The organism is Corallococcus sp. CA041A (assembly GCF_003612075.1).
In the GTDB taxonomy this organism is placed as follows: domain Bacteria; phylum Myxococcota; class Myxococcia; order Myxococcales; family Myxococcaceae; genus Corallococcus; species Corallococcus exiguus.
Window position 1 is genome coordinate 1 of record NZ_RAWF01000200.1, and the last position, 18,264, is coordinate 18,264.

An 18,264-nucleotide genomic window follows, 5' to 3' on the forward strand; every position below is an offset into this window, starting at 1 on the left:
GGGGCTGGGGTGGGTGTCGGAACTCGCGTGCAGCGTCTGGCTGACCTTGCGCGTCTGGCGGCGGCTGACGGCCCCGGAGCCCGCGCAAGCGCTTCGGACCGCCCCAGCGGGCCCCGTGGATGCACGGGAGCCGACAACAGGATGAGTCCCAGGGGTCGTGGTGGAGGACTGAAAGGATTTCTAGCCTTTCCGACTTCAAGGAGCGACGTCCCCATGCAAAGACAGGCAGGAACCGGGCTGTTCCTCAAGCGGTGCATCGACGTGGTGGCGGCAGGAGTGGGACTGATATGCCTTTCCCCCGTGATGGCCGCCACGGGGCTGTTCGTCCGTCTGACCATGGGCGGCCCCGTCCTCTTCCGGCAGCGGCGCCCGGGGAAGAATGGCCAGCTGTTCACCGTCCTCAAGTTCCGCACGATGCTGGAGGCCACGGACGCGAACGGACAGGTGCTGCCGGACGAGCAGCGCCTCACCTGGGCCGGGCGGCTCTTGCGCTCCACCAGCCTGGATGAGCTGCCGCAGCTGTGGAACGTGCTCCGGGGCGACATGAGCCTGGTGGGGCCGCGTCCGCTGCTCGTGGAGTACCTGCCGCGTTACTCCGCGGAGCAGGCGCGGCGCCACGACGTGCTGCCCGGCATCACCGGCTGGGCGCAGATCAACGGCCGCAACGCGCTCTCCTGGGAGGAGCGCTTCCGGCAGGACGTCTGGTACGTGGACCACTGGAGCGTGGCTCTGGACCTGAAGATACTGGCGCTGACGGTGGTGCGCGTGCTGCAGCGCCAGGGCATCTCCTTCGCCAGCGAGGCCACCCTGCACAAGTTCATGGGCACCCCGCAGCCGGAGGCCAGGGTCCTGGCGCTCCGGCAGCAGGAACAGGCCCCCGTCAGCCCGCCGTCCGCAGCCCCTGTTTCCGGGGAACGGCTTGGACCGCCTCCACCACCCGCTCGAGTTCCCGGCGCGTGAGGTTGGAACCGGACGGCAGGCACAGGCCGTGGCGGAACAGGTCCTCCGCCACGCTGCCCCGCCGCCGCTCGAAGTTCGCGAAGACGGGTTGAAGGTGCATCGGCTTCCACACCGGCCGCGCCTCGATGTTCTCCCGCTCCAGCGCGGTGCGGACCGCTTCCCGGTCCGCGCCGAACGCCTCCGGGTCGATGGTGATGGTCGTCAGCCAGCGCGTGTGACGGCCCCACGGGGCCTCCGGCATGAACTGGATGCCCGGCAGGTCCCGGAAGGCCTCCGCGTAGAAGGCGTGGTTCGCGCGGCGCGCGGCCACCCGGTCCTCCAGCACGTGCAGCTGCCCCCGCCCGATGGCGGCCAGCACGTTGCTCATCCGGTAGTTGTAGCCAACCTCCGAGTGCTGGTAGTGCGGCGCCGTGTCTCGCGCCTGCGTGGCCAGCTTGAGCGCGTGCTGCACCAGCTCGCCGTCCGCGGACACCAGCATCCCGCCGCCGGACGTGGTGAGGATTTTGTTGCCGTTGAACGAATAGATGCCCACGCGGCCCACCGTGCCAGGGGCCCGTCCCTTGTAGGTGCTGCCCAGGGCCTCCGCCGCGTCCTCCACCACGGGCACGCCGTAGCGGTCGCAGGTGGCCATGAGGGGATCCAGGTCCGCGCTCTGGCCGTACAGGTGCACCACCACCACGGCGCGGGGCAGCCGGCCCAGGCGGGCCCGCATCGCCAGCTCCTCCTCCAGCAGCGCGGGGTCCATGTTCCAGGACGTGCGCTCGCTGTCGATGAAGACCGGGGACGCGCCCAGGTAGCGGATGGGATTCACCGACGCGGAGAAGGTGAGCGTGCTCACCAGCACGTCGTCGCCGGGCCCCACGCCCACCAACTGGAGCGCCAGGTGGAGCGCGGCCGTCCCGGAGCTCAGCGCCAGCGCGTGCGGCGCTCCCACGCACCGGGCGAACTCCTCCTGGAAGGCATCGACGTGGGGGCCCAGGGGGGCAATCCAATTGCTTGCGAACGCGTCGTCGACATAGCCGCGCTCGAGCGTGCCCATGTGGGGCGAAGACAGGTAGATGCGGGAGGACATGCGAAAAACTCCAGGCAAGACCGGGTCCATGGACCCCGGCATTGCCTGGAGCGTTCGCACACTCCCTCCTCCCGCGCGCTCGGGCGGGAGGAGGGGGTGTTTGTTTCACATCGTGGAATTCGGCTTAGAGCGCCGAACCCTGGGACAGCAGCTTCGCGTTGAGCGCGCCGTTGCCGTAGTACTGGGTGTTCTGGCCCACGGTGTGGGTCTCCAGACGCTGCTGGAGGGCGGCGTTGTAGCGGCCCAGCTTCACCAGGCCGTCATTGAACCAGCCCGTGCCGCTGCCCGTGCCGTCCACGTAGTTGCCGTACTTCTTGGCGGACGGCCAGATGACGTTGTTCAGGGTGACGACGAACTTGCGCATGTCCGCGTCCGTCCACTCCATGCCCGCGTCGTGGGCTTCCACGATGTAGGCCATCACGCCGTTGCCGTGCGCCACGTCCTGGCCCGGGCGCTTCTTGGAGCCCCACTCGGCGGCCCAGAAGTACGCGTTGGGGTTCACCGGGCTGGTCATCAGCTGGCCGCGCAGCGACGAGGTGTTGTTGGGCATGTCACGGTTGATGTTGTTGAAGACGGTCAGGTACTGCGCCTTCTTCGTGGCGTCCGTCGTCATCTTCGACAGGTCCATGGCGATGTACGCCCAGTGCGACGCCATGTGCGTATTGACGCGGTAGAGGTAGCTGTTCGCGCCGCGCTTGTTCCACTTCTCGAACATGTTCCGTTCGGTGAACGCCAGCAGCTTGTCGTACTGCGACTTGTACGTGCTGTTGTTGTAGAGCGCGGGCGTCTCACGGATGGTGCGCAGCATGCGCGTCACGTAACGCCAGCAGTAGCTTTCGAACAGGGGGACTTCCTGGCCCAGCGTGTCCGAGCGGGCGGACGCCCACCCCAGGTAGCTGTCCTTGAACTGGCTCCTGGGCAGCGAAGAGGAGACCTTCGCGTGGTTGACCATGTTGTTCACATACAGCAGCGCCCGGTCCATGTACTGCGTCTTGCCGGTGGCGCGATACATCGCGGTGTTGCCATCGACGCCGTAGGCGAGGTCGTAGAACTGCCAGCTGTCCAGCGACTGGCTCTTGGGCAGGAAGCTGGAGGTGTGCTCCGAGTTCCAGCGGTTCAGGAACAGCGTCTCCCAGGCCGCGACCGAGCGCAGGCTGGTGGCGGCCTGGGCCGTGGTGCCAAGGCCCTCCTCCGCGGTGGAGGGGGCAGGCGACTCCGCGGCGGCAGAACCGTCCGCCTCCGGAGTGGTGGGAGCAGCCTCGGCCTCCGGCTCGGAGGGACCCACTGCGATCTGCTCTTCGGGGGAAGAGGGAGCGAGCGTGTCCGCGTCAGGGGTGGAGACTTCGGTGCTGCCCGGGGTGTTATCTCCGTTGGGACTGGCCGTGCTGGCACCGTCCTGCTCGGGTTGGGGGCCGCAAGCACCACCACCCACCAGCAGGGTCAGCGACAACAGGGACGACAGGGCACGACCAGAGTTGCGACGACGGGATTCCAACATCAGGGGGGTCCTGTGGGGTAGCTCCCGTCAACCGCCCGGTAGGCTACCCTGTTGTGGGAACGCCGGAGTGCGTTCACCGGACGCCAAAATGTTTTGGCGACCCAGGTAATTCCTTTGTGATTAGACAAAAAAGACACGGTGACTGCCCGTGAGTTGTCAGTCCAAGGCCCCATGGGCCTGTCCGCCTGAGCCGGTATGTGCGGTATCAGGGGTGGGGGGTGTATGACGAGGACAGGGCAGGCGAGCGCCATGCTGGTTCCCGACGCGGGCGCCTCGGCGCTATCCGGGCAGTACTTCCGCTCTGAGAATCACCTGCGCGCGGAGCAGGTCACCCATACGCTGGCGATTGAAGAAACCGACACACGCAGGACGTTGCGAATCCCACTCATCGTGCGAGCGATTGAGGGGACTTCGTACCGCGACGCCATTTCTCCGTATGGATTTCCGGGCGGTGAGCTGGACGGGTTGAGCGAGGTGCCAGCACCTGCCGTGGATTGGCGGGGCACGGAACTGGTCAGTATTTTCGTGAGGGAGCGGGTCCAGGGACCGCATTGCTTCTCGGGTGGTACCGCGCGCAACGAGGTCTTTTTCGTGGACCCATGCCGCCCGCTCACACCCCGGGAGATGCACCGCCGACACATGCGGCGAAATGTCCGGCTGGGATTCGTGAGCACCGTGTGTGCGGCCCGGGACGCACCGCCTGAAGAGCGCGCGGGGTTTCGCGAGGTGTACCGGCAGACCATGGTCCGGGACCAGGCGTGCCGCCGGTACTTCTTCTCCGACGCGTACTTCGAGGAGCTGTTCGCGTCCCCGGAGGCCTGGCTCGCGACGACGCGCGCGCCGGATGGGACGGTCGCCTCCGCGGCCCTGGTCGTCCGCAGCGACGGACTCCTGCACTACTACCTGGGCGGCACGGCGGATGCGCACCTGGCGCGCTCACCGGCGAAGAACGTCTTCGGCGAGATGAGCGCCTTGTGCGTGCGGCTGGGGCTTCCGCTTCACCTGGGGGGCGGGCTCTCTCCGGGGGACGGCCTGGAGGACTTCAAGCGCGGCTTCTCCAACGCCAGCGGCCGCATCCACACGCACGAAATCGTCTGCGACGCGGCGGCGTACGCTTCGCTTTCGGAGGGCCACCCCGCCAGCGGCTTCTTTCCGGCCTACCGCTCCCAGCACCTCCCATGACGAAGAGCCCCGGCCTCCCGCCCTCGAAGGGGCACGGGAGACCGGGGCTCCTCATGGACGGCCGGGGCCGCGTGGGGTCAGGCGCTGACGTTCTGCTCCGCCGAGGATGGCTTCGCGGGGCCGAAGGCGGGCAACACCTTCGCCACCGTCCCCGTCATCTTCGACGGGGTGTACGCGGGGATGAGGTCCTGGAGGGCGCGCTTCACGTCGTGGGAGTCACCGGCGCGGGCCGCGCGGTCCAGGCGCCTGAGTTGGAGCTGGAAGTCCGCGGGCGGCGCGGGGCTGCGGGCCACCTTGATGCGGTTGCGCACCTTCTGGGTGAGCTCCTCCTCCTCGGACATGAGCGTCTCCTCCAGCTTCTCTCCGGGGCGCAGGCCCGTGTAGACGATGGAGATGTCCTTGTCCGGCACCAGGCCCGTCATGGTGATCATGTTCGCGGCCAGCTCCGCGATGCGGACCGGCTCTCCCATGTCCAGGATGCACAGCTCGCCGTAGCCGCCCAGGCCGGCCAGCACCACCAGGCCCACCGCCTCCGGGATGATCATGAAGTAGCGGGTGCAGTCCGGGTGGGTGACCGTGACGGGGCCGCCCGCTTGAATCTGCTGCTTGAAGAGCGGCACCACGCTGCCCGCGGACCCCAGCACGTTGCCGAAGCGGACGGCGCAGAAGGTGGTGCGCGACGTCGCGGCGATGTCGCGGATGACCATCTCCGCCAGCCGCTTGGAGGCGCCCATCACCGACGAGGGCTTCACCGCCTTGTCGGTGGAGATGAGGATGAAGCGCTCCGCCCCGCACGCGTCCGCCATGCGCGCCACGTTCTGCGTGCCGAAGACGTTGTTCTTGATGGCCTCCTCCGGCGAGTCCTCCATCAGGGGCACGTGCTTGTGCGCCGCCGCGTGGAAGACGTACTGCGGCGCGAACTCCTGGCCAATGCGCATCAGCCGGTCCAGGTCGCGGATGTCCGCCACCACGGAGTGCACCGGCACGTGCGGGTAGCGCGACTGCAGCTGGCGCACCAGCAGGTAGAGCTCGTTCTCGTTGATGTCCACCACCACCAGCGACGCGGGCGAGTGCCCCGCGACCTGCCGGACGATTTCACTGCCGATGGAGCCCGCGCCGCCGGTGACGAGGATGCGGCGGCCCGTCACCAGCCGGTGCACCTCGTCATGGTCGAACGAGATGGCATCCCGGGGCAGCAGGTGCTCCGGCGACAGGTCGTGCAGCATGGCGGCGGTGATCTTCTGGTCCAGGTACGCGAACGAGGCCGGGATGATCTTGAAGCTGACGCTCTGGTGCCGGCACAGGCTCAAGAGGTGCCGGGTGCGCTCCGGGGACAGCCGGGGGATGGCGATGAGCACCTGCGTCACCCGGTGCTTCTTCATCAGCTCCGGCAGCGCGTCCAGCACGCCGAGCACCGGCTTGCCGTTGAGGTACGTGCCCTGCTTGCCAGGGTCGTCATCCACCAGGCCGATGACGTGCCACGGGCTGTTGCGGTCCCGCACCAGGTCACGAAGGAGCAGGTCTCCGGCGCTGCCCGCGCCCACGATGAGGGTGCGCTGGGAGCCCTGCGCCCGCGCGCGCTGACGGTCCAGGTACCACTGTCGAACCATGCGCGGGGCGAAGCGGTGAAAGCCCAGCAGCGTGGTGGTGATGAAGAACTCCAGCGCGACCACCTGCCCCGGCAGCGACTCCATGAAGAAGATGGAGCGCAGCAATTCGAACACGATGGTGCCCGCGAGGCTGGCCAGCTCCAGCCGGACCGCCTCGTGGATGCCGGAGCGGTCGAAGGACCAGCGGTGCAGGCCCAGCCAGATGAGCGTCACCAGGCGCACCACGACCAGCAGCGCCACGGCCCGGGGCAGGACCTCCTTGCAGGCCGGGGACAGCCCGTCCGCGAAGTGCAGCATCGTGGCGGCGACCAGCGAGCTGGCAATGAGGACCGAGTCCACGCCCAGCATTCTCAGCCAGCCGAAGCGGTGAGTCCTTCGCGGTGCATGCTCCGGGGTTTCCCGTGGCCCCGCATCCAGGCTCATCGCTTCCAGATTCTGACCGTGTTTCATTGATGTCTCCCCCTCCGGCCCAGCGTCCACGGAGAATCCGCCGTCCTCCCATCGCGTAATCAGGAAGACACGCCCTAGCTCGGAATCGCGGAAAGGTGGACGCGCGTCCAGTGTCATCACAGCCGTCCAGGAGTGCTGTCCGACCTGATTCCCGGGAACGTGCTCGCCAGCGAGCAGGCGCCCTGCCCCACGGGGCCAGAAGACAGACATCCCCAGGGCTCCCAGGCGCCGGGCCTCCATGGGCACCTGGCCTGCCGCGGTGGCGTTTCATCGATGTGACACATCCCCGGGAGGAAGGGGCGGGCGCGGCCGTGGCGCGATGGCGGCGGCGCCGGACTGACACTTCGCGAGTCTTGCTCCGCCGGAGCCCGCCCGCCACGCTTGGGCCATGACGACCGAATTCATCCTGCTCCGGCACGGGGAGACGGAGTGGAACGCACTGGGGCGCCTGCAGGGGCACCTGAACAGCATGCTCAGCCGTGAAGGGCAGCGGCAGGCGGAGGCGCTCGCGGCGCGGCTGGCCACCCTTCCCTTCCAGGCCCTCTACAGCAGCGACCTGGACCGCGCGGTGCAGACGGCCTCCCGCATCGCGGCGAGGACGGGCCACGACGTCCAGCGGGACGCGCGCCTGAGGGAGCGCGGGTTGGGCGTGCTCGAAGGGCTGACGCGCGCGGAGGCCGGCCAGCGTCACCCGGCTGTCTTCGCCGCGTACGCGGAGGGCCATGCCGACTACGTGGTGCCCGAAGGGGAGAGCGCGTCCCAGCGGCTGCGGCTGGCGCTGCACTGCCTGGAGGAGCTGGGTGCGCGCCATCCGGGGTCCCGCGTCGTGGTGGTCACCCATGGCGGCCTGCTCAGCGCCCTGTTGCGCCACTGCCTGGGCATCCCCGCCGCCGCGCCGCGCGCCTTCTCCGTCCTCAACGCGGGTTGGAACCAGTTCGACCTCCATGACGGGTCCTTGCGGATGGTGACCTGGGGGGACGTCAGCCACCTGCGCGCGCTCAGCCTGGACGACACCTGAAGCGCCTGTGACGGACCGTGCCTGGATGGACGTACAATGACGCGCGCCATGCGCACGCCAACCGCTCCGGGGCTGGGACCGCCTGCTGTCTTCGTGGGCCGAGCCCAGGAGGTACGGCGGCTGGGGGACATGCTGAGGCGCGTGCGCACAGGGGTCGTCTACGGGCTGCCCGGGGCGGGCAAGTCCGCGCTGGTGGCGGCGGTGGCCGCGAAGCACCGGGGGCCCGTCGTGCACCGGCGCGTGCGTCCCGGGGACACGCTGGACACGGTGGTGGACGACGTGCGCCGCCTGCTGAGCGAAGCGCCCGTGGCCCAGGCCCTGTCGGACGCGTCCCGGCTGGAGGCGCTGGCGGGGGAGCTGGAGGCGCGCCGCGCCCTGTGCGTGCTGGACGACCTGCACGTGCTCGGGCCGCCGGAGCGCGCCGCGCTGGTGGAGGACCTGGGAGGTCGGCTCCGGCAGGGCACGCTGCTGGCCACCTCGCGCGAGTCGGTGCCCCGGCACGCGGCGAGTCCGGACCGGGTGGAGCTGCGGCTGGAGGGCCTGCCGGAGGAGGCCGCGAGAGAGCTGTGGCGGGAGCTGGACGCGCTCTATGGAAAGCGCGACGGCTTCGACGCGGCGTGGGGCCGCTCGCGGGGCCTGCCCTTCCTCCTGCGCCGCGCCCACGCGGGCGACACGGGCGGGGACGAACCGGTGCGGGCGGCGCTCGCCGCGCTGCCCGCGGACGAACGGCGGCTGGCCGCGATGCTGGCCCTGAGCCAGCTGCCGCTCACCGCGAGCACGCTGCGGCCGGTGCTGTCCGGCGACGCGGCGGACCAGGCGCTGCGCCAGCTGGGCGCGAAGCTGCTGGTGGAGACGGACTCGCGAGGCCGGCACGGCGTGCACGACCTGGTGCGCGAGGCGATGGTGTCCCTGCTGTCGCCGGACGAAGCGCGCGCGGGCCACGAAGCGCTGCTGGAGGCCCTGGAAGAGGAGCCCCTGCCCGCCGTGGTCCGGGTGCGCGCGGTGTGCCGCCACCTCCACGCGCTCGGCCGGCATGACGCGCGTGCGGCCTTCATCGTCGCGCAGGCGGAAGCCCTGGTGCGCCACGGCGCCGCGGACGAGCTCCTGGGCCTGCTGGACTCGCTGCCCGCCGCGCTGCGCACGCCCCAGGTGAAGCTGGCCCATGCGAGAGCGCGGGTGCGGCTGCTGGATTTGCGCCGGGCCTATCCGGAGCTGTTGGCCCTGCGCGCCTCGCTGGAGGCCGCCGCCGGAGCGCCGGACCCGGAGTCGAACGAGGCCCTGCGCGAGGGCGTGGGCGCCGTGCTGGTGCGGGTGGCCCTCTTCGCGCTGGAGCCGGAGGCCTGCGAACGCACGCTGGAGTCCATGCCGGTGCCGAGCAGCGCGGAGGTCTTCCTCCAGCAATTGCTGGCATGGACCGCGCTGCGCTTCTTCCAGGGACGGCTGGATGAATCCCTGGCGATGCTGGACAACGCCGCCACCGCGACCGGGGACCGGCGCGTGCTGGGCTGGTGCGCCTACGCCCGCGCGCTGATGCTCTGGATTGAAGGCCGGGACAGCGAGCTGGCGGAGCCCCTGGCCCAATGTGTGTCATTGCTGGAGGACGCGCCGCTCGACTCGCGGGGCCCCCTGGTGGCGGCCATGTCCGCGGGCATCCTCAGCCGGCTGGGCCGCTTCAAGGAGGCCGACGCCGCGCTCGCCAGCGCCCGGGAGCGCCTGGGCCAGCTGGGCGCCCCCCGCCTCGCGCTGGAGCTGGACTGCATCGCGGCGTGGGTGCGCGGAGAGCTGGGACAGCGCGGAGCGGCGCTCGCGGCGCTGAGGGAGACGGAGGGCCGCGCGGAGAAGGCGGGCTACCTCTTCGTCCGGCTGCTGTGCCGCGTGGGCTCGGGCCGCATGCTGCTGGAAATGGGCCGGCGCGCGGAGGGCCACGCCCAGCTGGACGCGGTGGAGGAAGAGGTCCGGGCGCGCGGCGTGGTGGGGCTGATGCGCGCCGCCCGGGTGGCGCGCACGCTGGACGTGCCGGGGCCGGAGGCACCGCCCGTCACAGTGGAGCCCCGCGAGGTGCGTCCCGGCATCGCCGCCCGCCAGCGCGCCCTGGCCGCCCTGGCCGCCGCCCGGAGCGCGGACGCCCCGCGCGCCACGGCGCTGCTCACCGCGCTGGAGCCCCTGGCCCGGGGTGACGACTTCGCGCTGGAACGCACGCTGGGACACCTGACCCGCGCCACGCTCCACCGTCACGCGGGCCGCGCCCGCGAGGCGGCACAGGCCCTGGAGGAGGCCACGCGCGAAGGCACCAGGGGAGGAGTGGACCCCGAGCTGATGGCGGAGCTGACCCGGCCGCTCGCCTCCGCCGCGCAAGCCGCTTCCCTCCCGCAGGCGCCCGCGCCGGAAGAGGTGGTGCTGGACGCCCGCCGTCACGAGCTGCGCGCCCCAGGGAAGACCGTCTCCCTGGAGCGCAGAGCCCTGCCGCGAAGGCTGCTCTACGCCCTGGCCCGCCAGCCGGGCCGCATCCTGCCGAAGGAGGACTGCGTGCGCGCCATGTGGAACGCGGACTACGACCCGCGCCTGCATGACAACGCCTTGCGCGTCCACGTAAGCCACGTGCGAGACATGCTGGAGGGCACCGGCACCCGGGTGGTCTTCGAGGACCCCGGCTACCGCCTGGAGGTGTCTCCAGGCTTCACCTTCGTCGCCGGGTAGACATCCAGAGCCTGGACATGTGACACGCTGTAGCAGTCACGCCAACCCCATCACAGTAGTTATCCAGTTACAATAAATCGTCGGCCAGGGCATTTACAAGGAGTCCTGGGTTCATCCAGAATCCCGCCGCCTCATATTTTCCAACAAAAACGGGGTTCACATGATTTCGGCTCAGATGGTGCGTCGCTGGACTGCTGCCAGCGCGGTGTCGCTGCTGGTCGTCGGTTGCGGTCCCCAGACCACGGAAGAGAAGCAGGCCCAGCCGGAGACGCCGGCTCCCGCCGCCACCACCCAGGAGATCGTCGGTGGCTCGGCGACCACCATCGCGGCGAACCCCTGGCAGGTGTCGCTGCAGAGCAGCAGCGGCAGCCACTTCTGCGGCGGCTCCATCATCAACGAGAGCTGGATCCTCACCGCGCAGCACTGCGTGAACTCCGGTGGCAGCATCTCCAAGCCGGGCCGCATCGTGGCGGGCGTCACCAACCGCACCACCACCACCGGTGGGCAGGTCCGCACCGTGTCCCAGGTGGTCGTGTACCCGGGCTACGTGGACGCCAACTACGGCAAGGACGCGGCGCTCCTCAAGCTGTCCTCGCCCCTGGACCTGAGCGGCGCGAACGTGAAGGCCATCCCGTACGTCACGGCGGCGGATGAGGCCTCGGGCGTGGGCGGCGTCGGCGCCGTGGCGCGCGTCACGGGCTGGGGCACGCTGTCCAGCGGCTCCTCCTCGTTGCCCACCACGCTCCAGACGGTGGACGTGAACATCATCAGCAACGCCGCCGCGCAGGCCGACTACCAGGGTGAGGAGACCATCACCGCGGACCAGCTGGGCGCGAAGGCCCCGGGCAAGGACTCCTGCCAGGGTGACAGCGGCGGTCCCCTCACCGTCCTCAATGGCAGCACCCGCGTGCTCGCGGGCATCGTGAGCTGGGGTTACGGCTGCGCCGACGCGTCGTACGCGGGCATGTACGGCCGCGTGTCGTCCTTCGCCAGCTGGATCAACACCACCATCAATGCCCCGCAGCAGCCGACGCAGACGCTGCTGAACCAGACCGGCATCTCCGGCGCGGCCAGCTCCTTCAAGCACTACGCCATCACCGTCCCCGCGGGCGCCACCACCCTGACGGTGGAGCAGTCCGGCGGCACGGGTGACGCGGACCTCTACGTGCGCCAGGGCTCGCAGCCCACCACGACCGCGTACAACTGCCGTCCGTACCTCAGCGGCAACGGGGAGTCCTGCACCATCACCGCCCCCGCGGCCGGCACCTGGTACGTCTCCGTGCGCGGCTACTCCGCGTACTCGGGCGTCTCCCTGCTCGCCACGGTGCCGTAGTCGCCGCCTGACACCGGCGTGAGTGCGCAAAGCCCTCTTCCTCCCTTCGCGGAGGGAGGGGGCTTTCGTGTTTCAGCCACCTCGTGGGCATGGAGTGCTACACCCGGTGTCATGGCCCGGCCCAGAGCTTCGCGCTGTCCCCACTGCAACGCGCCCTTCACACCCCAGACCGCGAAGACGCACTACGTCTGCGGCTACTGCGGCCACGCCTTCGACCTGGACGGCCCGCTTCCGGTGCAGCCCGGCCCGCGCGCGCCGCCGCCCGCCCAGAAGAACCAGCAGGTCGTGGTGATGCTCGCGGGCGTCGCGGTGATGGTCCTGATGGGAGTCATGGGCGCGGTGTTCTTCCTCGCCGCAGGCCCGGACACGCACGAGCCCATCCGCACCCCGCCTCCCGCGGCCGTCCGCCCCGTTGCGCCTCCAGTCATCCCCACGCCTCCGCCCGAGCCGCCCAAGCCCGCGCCCGAGCGCATCCAGTGGGTGGAGCGGGGCGCGCCTGCGTTCGTGGACGTCAACGGGGATGGGACGGAGGACATCGTCGGCCACGTGAGCGTGCACGAACCCAGCTCCGGCTTCCGGCACTTCATCGCCGCGTTCGACGGCCGGACGTTCCAGAAGCTCTGGGAGTCGTCGCCCTCGGAAGGGCCGGACGCCTCCCGCTACACGAAGGTCATCGCCCAGAACGGCCGGCTGGTGATGAGCGAGCAGCGCACGGTGAACCTGCTGGAGCTGGAGACCGGAAAGCGGCTGGGGCGCGTGCCGCTGACGGACTCGCCGCGCCGGCTCTGCATCCCGCCCGGAGACACGACGTCCGTCTGGGTGGAGTTGGTGGACCACCAGCACCTGCTCTTCGACACGCTCACGGCCACCGCGAAGCCCGCGCCCCGTGCGCCGAAGGGCTGCGCCACGCCGCCCTTGAGTCCCCAGACGTGCAACATGAGCCGGCCGGCGGAGCACCCCACCTCCTGCGAGCGCTCCAGCTACCCGCCCTCCGACATCCGCGGCTTCTCCACCAAGTACCTCTTCCGCACGGGCGGTTATACGCTGGCGCTGGGCACGCGGTGGCCGGGGACGCAGGTGCCCCTGGTGGGGCTGTACGCGCCGGGCAACCGCAAGCCGCTGTGGCACGACACCGTGTCGGAGAAGGATCCGCTCCTCCTGCGGGACACCGCGCCGGAGGTGGGGGAAATCACGCAGGACGCCGTCTACGTCGTCTATGAGCTGGACAAGGGCGGTGCACAACTCATCCGGCGAGACCTGCGCACCGGCGCCGTGGCATGGGACGTGGCCCTGCCCGAATCCAACTTCACCTCTCAGCTGACGGCCCTCTGGGTCCGGGGCGGCCGGGTGTACGTGCCGCAATGGGGCAGCCTTCGCGTGCTGGACGCCGCGACGGGCGAGCGCATCGGCGGCATCGGGACGGAATGAATCAGTAGATGGAGATGAGGTGGACCCGCACGCGGGGGTTGCCGAGGTACTCCTCCAACCGCCAGCGGGTCCGCATCCCGTCCTCGCGGATGCCCACGCCGCCGTCCGTGGGAGCCTCCGCGCTGGCGAGCGCATCCCGCAGGTGGGACACCGCCCAGCGGTCGAACTTCGGGTCCCCGGAGCCCTCCAGCACCTGGAGGTCGATGAGGCTGCCGTCGCGAGCCTGCCGCACCTCCACGATGGCGACGAGCGCGAGCACGGGGGCCGTGACGTCCACCATGTACATATTCGCCGCGCGCCCGGCCTCCACGGCCGCGAGCAGCCGGTCGGACGTCTCCCGGCGGACGTCGCGCGCCTGGGGTGCGAAGGGAGTGCCCGTCTTGCCGAAGCGCTCGATGGACTCCAGCTGCTCGCGCTTCAGCCGGCGGGCGAGCACATCGGTGTTGGGAGGGGGCGGGTTCACCAGCCGCTCGGAGAAGCCCTGGCGCAGCTTCGCGAAGTAGGGAGGCGTCGCGCCCGTGGCTCGCGAGGACGCGGTCGCATCCTTGGCCCAGCCATCCACCTTCTGACGCGCCTCCTCCGCCTCACGCGCCGCCAGGGCCTTGGGGTCCGGCTCCGAGCCGGGGACGTTGCGGATCGTCCGCCCCGTTGACGGAGGCCCTTTGAGGAGCCCACCGCCCAGCAGCCCGGGCGGTTCCAACTGGAGCGGGACATCCCGGACCGGAGGTGACGCGGGCTCGGCGGGCGCTTCCGCGATGGGTTCCGAAGCGGCGGTCCCGGGAGTCTTGGGTGGAGCTGGCGCTTCGTCCTTCTTCCCCGCGCGCGTGGAGGGTTCGCGCTCCGCCAGCTGCGACGGCGCTTCGTCCTTCTTCCGGGCGCGCGTGGAGGGCTCGCGCTCGTCCGGACGCGCTGGCGAGCGCCTCGGCTCCTCTTCGGGCGCGGGCGGCGCGGGTCGTGCGTCCCGGGTGACAACCTCCATCTCGATGACCCGCGACGGCTCGTGACGCCGGACGTTGGCGGACGGGCTCCGCCACAGCGCGAAGAGGAGCGCCGCGTGCAGGAGCACTGACACGCCGAGCAGGAGGAGCAGCTGTGAGCGGCGGGACACGAAGTTCAGCTTGCTCCGTCCCGCCGCGCGGGAGAAGTGGCGCGGAGCGTGGGTGTTGGACCTCCACGCTCCCCTGCCCTCTCCTTCCCTCTTACGGCGCGGCCGGTGTCCGGAATTCCGGAATGAGCTCGCCCGTGAGCCGGATGCTCTTCAGGACCTTGTCGTGCGCCAGCGCGCCCACCTGGTGGAAGGACATGAGCGCGTCGATGCCCAGCGCCTGGTAGCGCTTGAGCCCCGCGCGCACCTGCTCCTGGGTCCCGACGATGAGCGAGTCCTGCGCGCTCAGCACCTCCCAGACCTGCTCGTCCGGAACCTGCTCACCTCCCATGATGCGGCCCAGGAGGCGCTGCGCCTGGGACTGCGGCGCGTTCGGGTCCTTCTTGCGCAGGTACTGGCCCGTCAGGCCTCCGCCCGCCGGGTCCTTCGCCAGCACCTCCAGCTCCGCGGCTGTCTTCACGAAGGCGTCCTTCGCCTCGAAGAAGGTGAACGAACCGCTGGTGTACCAGGCGGCGGCCTTCGCGGCGCCGTTCTCCATCGCCTCGCGCTCGCTGTCCGCGCAGTGCACGAAGGTGAAGAAGGCGACCTGGTCGTTGACGAACGCGCCCACCGGCTCGCAGCGCGTGCGCAGCGCCTCGCGGTAGATGTGGATCATCTCCGCCACCTCCTCCGGAGAGGCCCAGAGCGTCACGCCCAGCGCGCCCACGCCGTTGCGCCCCGCCTGCTCGAAGGACGCGGGGCTGGAGCACGCCTGCCACAGCGGCGGGTGCGGCTTGCGGTACGGCTTGGGGATGACGCTGACGTCCTTGAGCCGCAGGTCCGGCCCGTCCCACGACACCTTGTCCTGCGTCCACAGCTTCGGAACCAGCTCGAAGGCCTGCTGCATCTGCCCGCGCGTGGAGTCAGGCTCGATGTTGAAGGTGCGCCACTCCGGGATGGTGCTGCGCGCCAGTCCCAGCTGGAAGCGGCCCCCGCTCAGGTGGTCGATGAAGGCCGCGCGCTCCGCGATCCGGATGGGATGATTGAAGCGCATGGGCGCCAGCACCGACGAGTGTCCGACGTGCAGGTTCTTCGTGCTCCGCGCGATGGCGGTGAGCATGATCTCCGGCGCGGAGCTGTAGCTGAACTCCACGGCGGTGTGGTGCTCCACCTGCCACCAGACGCCATAGCCCATCTCGTCCGCCAGCCGCGCCTGCTCCAGCGTCTCCTGGATGAGCTGGTGCTCGTGGTCCGGACCGCTCCAGCGTTCCTTCGGGTGCTGCATCTCCGAAAAGATGTCGAGCCGCATGATGTCCCCCTGAAATCGGTTTCACGTCTCCAGCAACAACAAGAACAACTCCCGCGCCGTCCGGAAGCAACCCGCTCCGGACGGCGTGGGTGAGACCGTCACTCCACCCAGTGGACCTTGCCCAGACCGGCCGGGATGAGGTCGCAGACGTAGAGGCTGTCGTCGTACGGGGAGGTGTCGTACACGCCCCGCGCGGCGATGCAGCGCGCCTGGTTCGGATAGGGCGCGTTGAACTCCGCGGCGAATGGATTCGCGGGCCGTGCTTACGGATCCTCGGGGGGAAGGGTGCAGGTCCAGGTGTTGTCGGGCTTGCAGTAGCAGCTGCCCGTGGGCAGCCCGCTCAGACAGCAAGCGCGGTAGGTGCCGGCGGAGGGACACGACGTGCCGTCGATGAACGTGCACGTATTGGCGCGCGTGCAGGTGGGCGGAGGGGTCGTGGGACAGTACTGGTAGTTGCCGTTGCACTGCACGTACTGGCCGTCCACGGAGGAGCAGGAGCTCCCCGTGCAAGACACCGTCGTCCCCGACGAACAGGTCGTCGAACAGGTCGACAAGGCACTGGAGACCTGTCCCAGGTCCTCCGACACGTCGCCGGAATCCGTACCACCGCAGGCCGCCAGCGTCGCGATGACCAGTGCCGCGAACACACCCGATACAAGCTTCATGAGCTTCATCCTCTCTTGCGGATACATCCAGCTAGACAGCTTATCCCCACAAGATTTGATTCGATAGGGTTCACACCGGCGGCGGGAGCACGGGCGTGGGGTACGCTGGCGGCACTTCACGCCAGGGGACCCGTCCATGTGTCGGAGCATCAAGACGCTGTTCAACTTCGAGCCCCCCGCGTCCGACGCGGAGGTGCGGGCGGCGGCCGTTCAGTTCGTGCGGAAGCTGAGCGGCACCAGTGCCCCTTCGAAGGCGAACGAGGAGGCCTTCAACCGCGCCGTCGAGGACATCACCGAGACAGCGCGACGGCTGATGGACTCGTTGGTGACCACCTCCCCGCCGCGCAACCGCGACATGGAGGCCATGAAGGCGAAGCTGCGATCCGCGAAGCGCTTCGCACCGCGCTAACGTGCTCCCCATGTTCCTCGCCTCGCTGCTGTCCGCGTTCGCTGGCGCCTGGCTGTTCGCGGCGGCGCCATTCACCGTCACGATGAAGTCCGCGGGCTACTCCGCCCGGTCGGATGGTGAGACGGTCACCGTCACCCGGGTGGAGCCCAAGAGCGTCGCCGCCGAGGCGGGCCTCCAGAAGGGCATGAAGGTGACAGGCATCACCCAGCCGCCCAGGGGCTTCACCCGGGTGCCCCTGCCCCAGCTCGACGCCACCGACCTGCAGGACGCGCTGACGCCCCAGCCCGCCGAGACCCTCTGGCTCCGGGTGGAGACGAAGCGGGGCTCCGACCAGCTCATCCTCAAGAGCCGGGAGCCCCTCCCCGACAACCCGTTCCCGGTCGTGCCGCTCACGGACGCGCAGCAGGCGCGCCTGACCCCCAACCAGGCCAGCCGCTACCAGCAGCGGCTCGTGCAGTTCGCCGTGGAGGCCATGCGTCGGCCCCAGGTCGAAGCCCGCCAGAACACCACTGCCTACGTGATGAAGGGAAAGCTCAGCGGCATCGACGGCGGCGGCGCCACGCCCCTCTGGTTCCATCCGAGCATCGAGCTGCGGCACTCCTGTGGCGACAGCCTGGAGAAGATGGAGCTGAGCAGCGCCGCGGGGAACGTGAACCTCACGCTGCGACCCGAGGATGCCACCAAGGCGGGAGGCCCCATCCAGTTGGCCCCGCCGCTCTGGCCCATGCAGCAGGTGCTCCGCTGTGAAGGCGCCCCCACCGCCTTGCAGCAGACCCTGCACGTCAAGCTGGCCTGCAAGGGACTGCCTCCCGCGGAGCACGACTTCAACGTGAAGCTGACCGTGCGCTGTGACGATCTCCATTCCCAGCCTGGGCCGGCCCAACCGCCGCTGGTCCTGGAGGAGCCCAAGGACTTCCTCGTGGGAGACACGACCCCGCTCCAGATGAAGGTGTTCGCGCACCAGCTCGTCCCCCGCCCCACCGAGGCGACCCTCGTGGAGCTGGATGCCCAGGGCCAGGTGCTCCGGCGGCTGACGCCAGTTCCCATGGGGAAGAACGCCCACGAGCCCGGCCTGCCGCTCCAGGTCACGCTGGACACGACGGCGAGGCGCACCGCGCGGCTCGCGCTGGACGTGCGCTTCTCCGACGGAAGCACCTGGCTCAGCGAGCCGCTGACGCGGGAGATCCGCACCCGGGCGCAGGTGGAGGGTCTGCGCCGGGAGGCGCTCGAGACCAACGCGAGGGCCTCCGCCTTCCTGGAGGAACTCAACGACACGTTCAGCGAGCCCTGTGACGACGTGCCCACCACGATGAAGTGGATCCTGGCCCATCCCGCCATCGAGGCCGCGCACACGGGATTCCGGAAGCTCCACTACAAGGTGAGGGGCAGCTCCCACTTCTCAGTCTTCATGTGCGGCTACGACTAGGGGGTGTCCCTAAACGAGAGAAGATGAACTGCGGCCGAGGGTAGCAGTCGTGCCCTCGGCCGAGCATCAGCAGGTGGGGTTGCACTGAAGCGGGGCCATTGCCTACCCCAGGGGATGCACCGA

General features: G+C 69.9%; 14 protein-coding genes. 8 read left to right on the forward strand and 6 right to left on the reverse strand.

Going from position 1 to position 18,264, the window contains the following annotated elements:
* The first annotated feature begins 213 nt into the window (after positions 1 to 213).
* Entirely contained in the window at positions 214 to 960 is a 747-nt protein-coding gene (locus tag D7V77_RS29560) for a sugar transferase (protein ID WP_120579640.1), read from the forward strand.
* Here the strand turns inward: D7V77_RS29560 and D7V77_RS29565 are convergent.
* Positions 881 to 2,032: a DegT/DnrJ/EryC1/StrS aminotransferase family protein gene (locus tag D7V77_RS29565; protein WP_120579641.1), complete on the reverse strand. Its 1,152-nt coding sequence runs from the start codon at positions 2,030 to 2,032 to the stop codon at positions 881 to 883. The genes D7V77_RS29560 and D7V77_RS29565 overlap by 80 nt on opposite strands.
* Positions 2,033 to 2,156: 124 nt before the next feature.
* A complete protein-coding gene (locus D7V77_RS29570; protein ID WP_120579642.1) occupies positions 2,157 to 3,530 on the reverse strand; it encodes a hypothetical protein in 1,374 nt (457 codons plus the stop codon).
* Between the two features lie 624 nt (positions 3,531 to 4,154).
* On the opposite strand from D7V77_RS29570, the gene D7V77_RS45010 reads away from it, so the two are divergent.
* Complete coding sequence (locus D7V77_RS45010) at positions 4,155 to 4,712, forward strand: GNAT family N-acetyltransferase (protein ID WP_255424680.1); 558 nt, start codon at positions 4,155 to 4,157, stop codon at positions 4,710 to 4,712.
* Between the two features lie 77 nt (positions 4,713 to 4,789).
* Here D7V77_RS45010 and D7V77_RS29580 read toward each other — a convergent pair whose 3' ends face one another.
* The gene (locus D7V77_RS29580) at positions 4,790 to 6,670 is read right to left on the reverse strand and encodes a nucleoside-diphosphate sugar epimerase/dehydratase (protein WP_233597325.1); all 1,881 of its coding nucleotides are present in this window, start codon (positions 6,668 to 6,670) and stop codon (positions 4,790 to 4,792) included.
* A 490-nt stretch (positions 6,671 to 7,160) separates the two neighbouring features.
* Here D7V77_RS29580 and D7V77_RS29585 point away from each other — a divergent pair, with 490 nt between their 5' ends.
* The 4 genes from D7V77_RS29585 to D7V77_RS29600 all read left to right on the forward strand — a co-directional run bounded on the left by D7V77_RS29585 (position 7,161) and on the right by D7V77_RS29600 (position 13,248).
* Positions 7,161 to 7,790: a histidine phosphatase family protein gene (locus D7V77_RS29585; protein ID WP_120579645.1), complete on the forward strand. Its 630-nt coding sequence runs from the start codon at positions 7,161 to 7,163 to the stop codon at positions 7,788 to 7,790.
* 48 nt (positions 7,791 to 7,838) lie between these two features.
* Positions 7,839 to 10,487 (forward strand): winged helix-turn-helix domain-containing protein, encoded by a 2,649-nt coding sequence (locus D7V77_RS29590; RefSeq protein WP_147452201.1) that lies wholly within the window; start codon positions 7,839 to 7,841, stop codon positions 10,485 to 10,487.
* Positions 10,488 to 10,662: 175 nt separating this feature from the next.
* Complete coding sequence (locus D7V77_RS29595) at positions 10,663 to 11,820, forward strand: trypsin-like serine protease (RefSeq protein ID WP_233597324.1); 1,158 nt, start codon at positions 10,663 to 10,665, stop codon at positions 11,818 to 11,820.
* Between the two features lie 111 nt (positions 11,821 to 11,931).
* Positions 11,932 to 13,248: a PQQ-binding-like beta-propeller repeat protein gene (locus D7V77_RS29600; protein ID WP_120579648.1), complete on the forward strand. Its 1,317-nt coding sequence runs from the start codon at positions 11,932 to 11,934 to the stop codon at positions 13,246 to 13,248.
* Between the two features lies 1 nt (position 13,249).
* On the opposite strand, the gene D7V77_RS29605 is transcribed toward D7V77_RS29600, so the two are convergent.
* From D7V77_RS29605 to D7V77_RS29615, 3 genes are all read right to left on the reverse strand, one after another.
* Complete coding sequence (locus D7V77_RS29605) at positions 13,250 to 14,356, reverse strand: ferrichrome ABC transporter substrate-binding protein (RefSeq protein WP_172812874.1); 1,107 nt, start codon at positions 14,354 to 14,356, stop codon at positions 13,250 to 13,252.
* Between the two features lie 91 nt (positions 14,357 to 14,447).
* Positions 14,448 to 15,641 carry an LLM class flavin-dependent oxidoreductase gene (locus D7V77_RS29610; protein ID WP_120579650.1) on the reverse strand — a complete coding sequence of 398 codons (1,194 nt, stop codon included), beginning with the start codon at positions 15,639 to 15,641 and terminating at the stop codon, positions 14,448 to 14,450.
* A 263-nt stretch (positions 15,642 to 15,904) separates the two neighbouring features.
* Positions 15,905 to 16,306 carry a hypothetical protein gene (locus tag D7V77_RS29615; RefSeq protein ID WP_120579653.1) on the reverse strand — a complete coding sequence of 134 codons (402 nt, stop codon included), beginning with the start codon at positions 16,304 to 16,306 and terminating at the stop codon, positions 15,905 to 15,907.
* A gap of 136 nt (positions 16,307 to 16,442) precedes the next feature.
* Between D7V77_RS29615 and D7V77_RS29620 the strand changes: the two genes are divergently transcribed.
* On the forward strand, positions 16,443 to 16,715 hold the full coding sequence (locus tag D7V77_RS29620; protein ID WP_120579651.1) for a DUF2277 domain-containing protein: 273 nt from the start codon (positions 16,443 to 16,445) through the stop codon (positions 16,713 to 16,715).
* A gap of 10 nt (positions 16,716 to 16,725) precedes the next feature.
* Positions 16,726 to 18,141 carry a PDZ domain-containing protein gene (locus tag D7V77_RS29625; RefSeq protein WP_120579652.1) on the forward strand — a complete coding sequence of 472 codons (1,416 nt, stop codon included), beginning with the start codon at positions 16,726 to 16,728 and terminating at the stop codon, positions 18,139 to 18,141.
* The last annotated feature ends 123 nt before the right edge of the window (positions 18,142 to 18,264 follow it).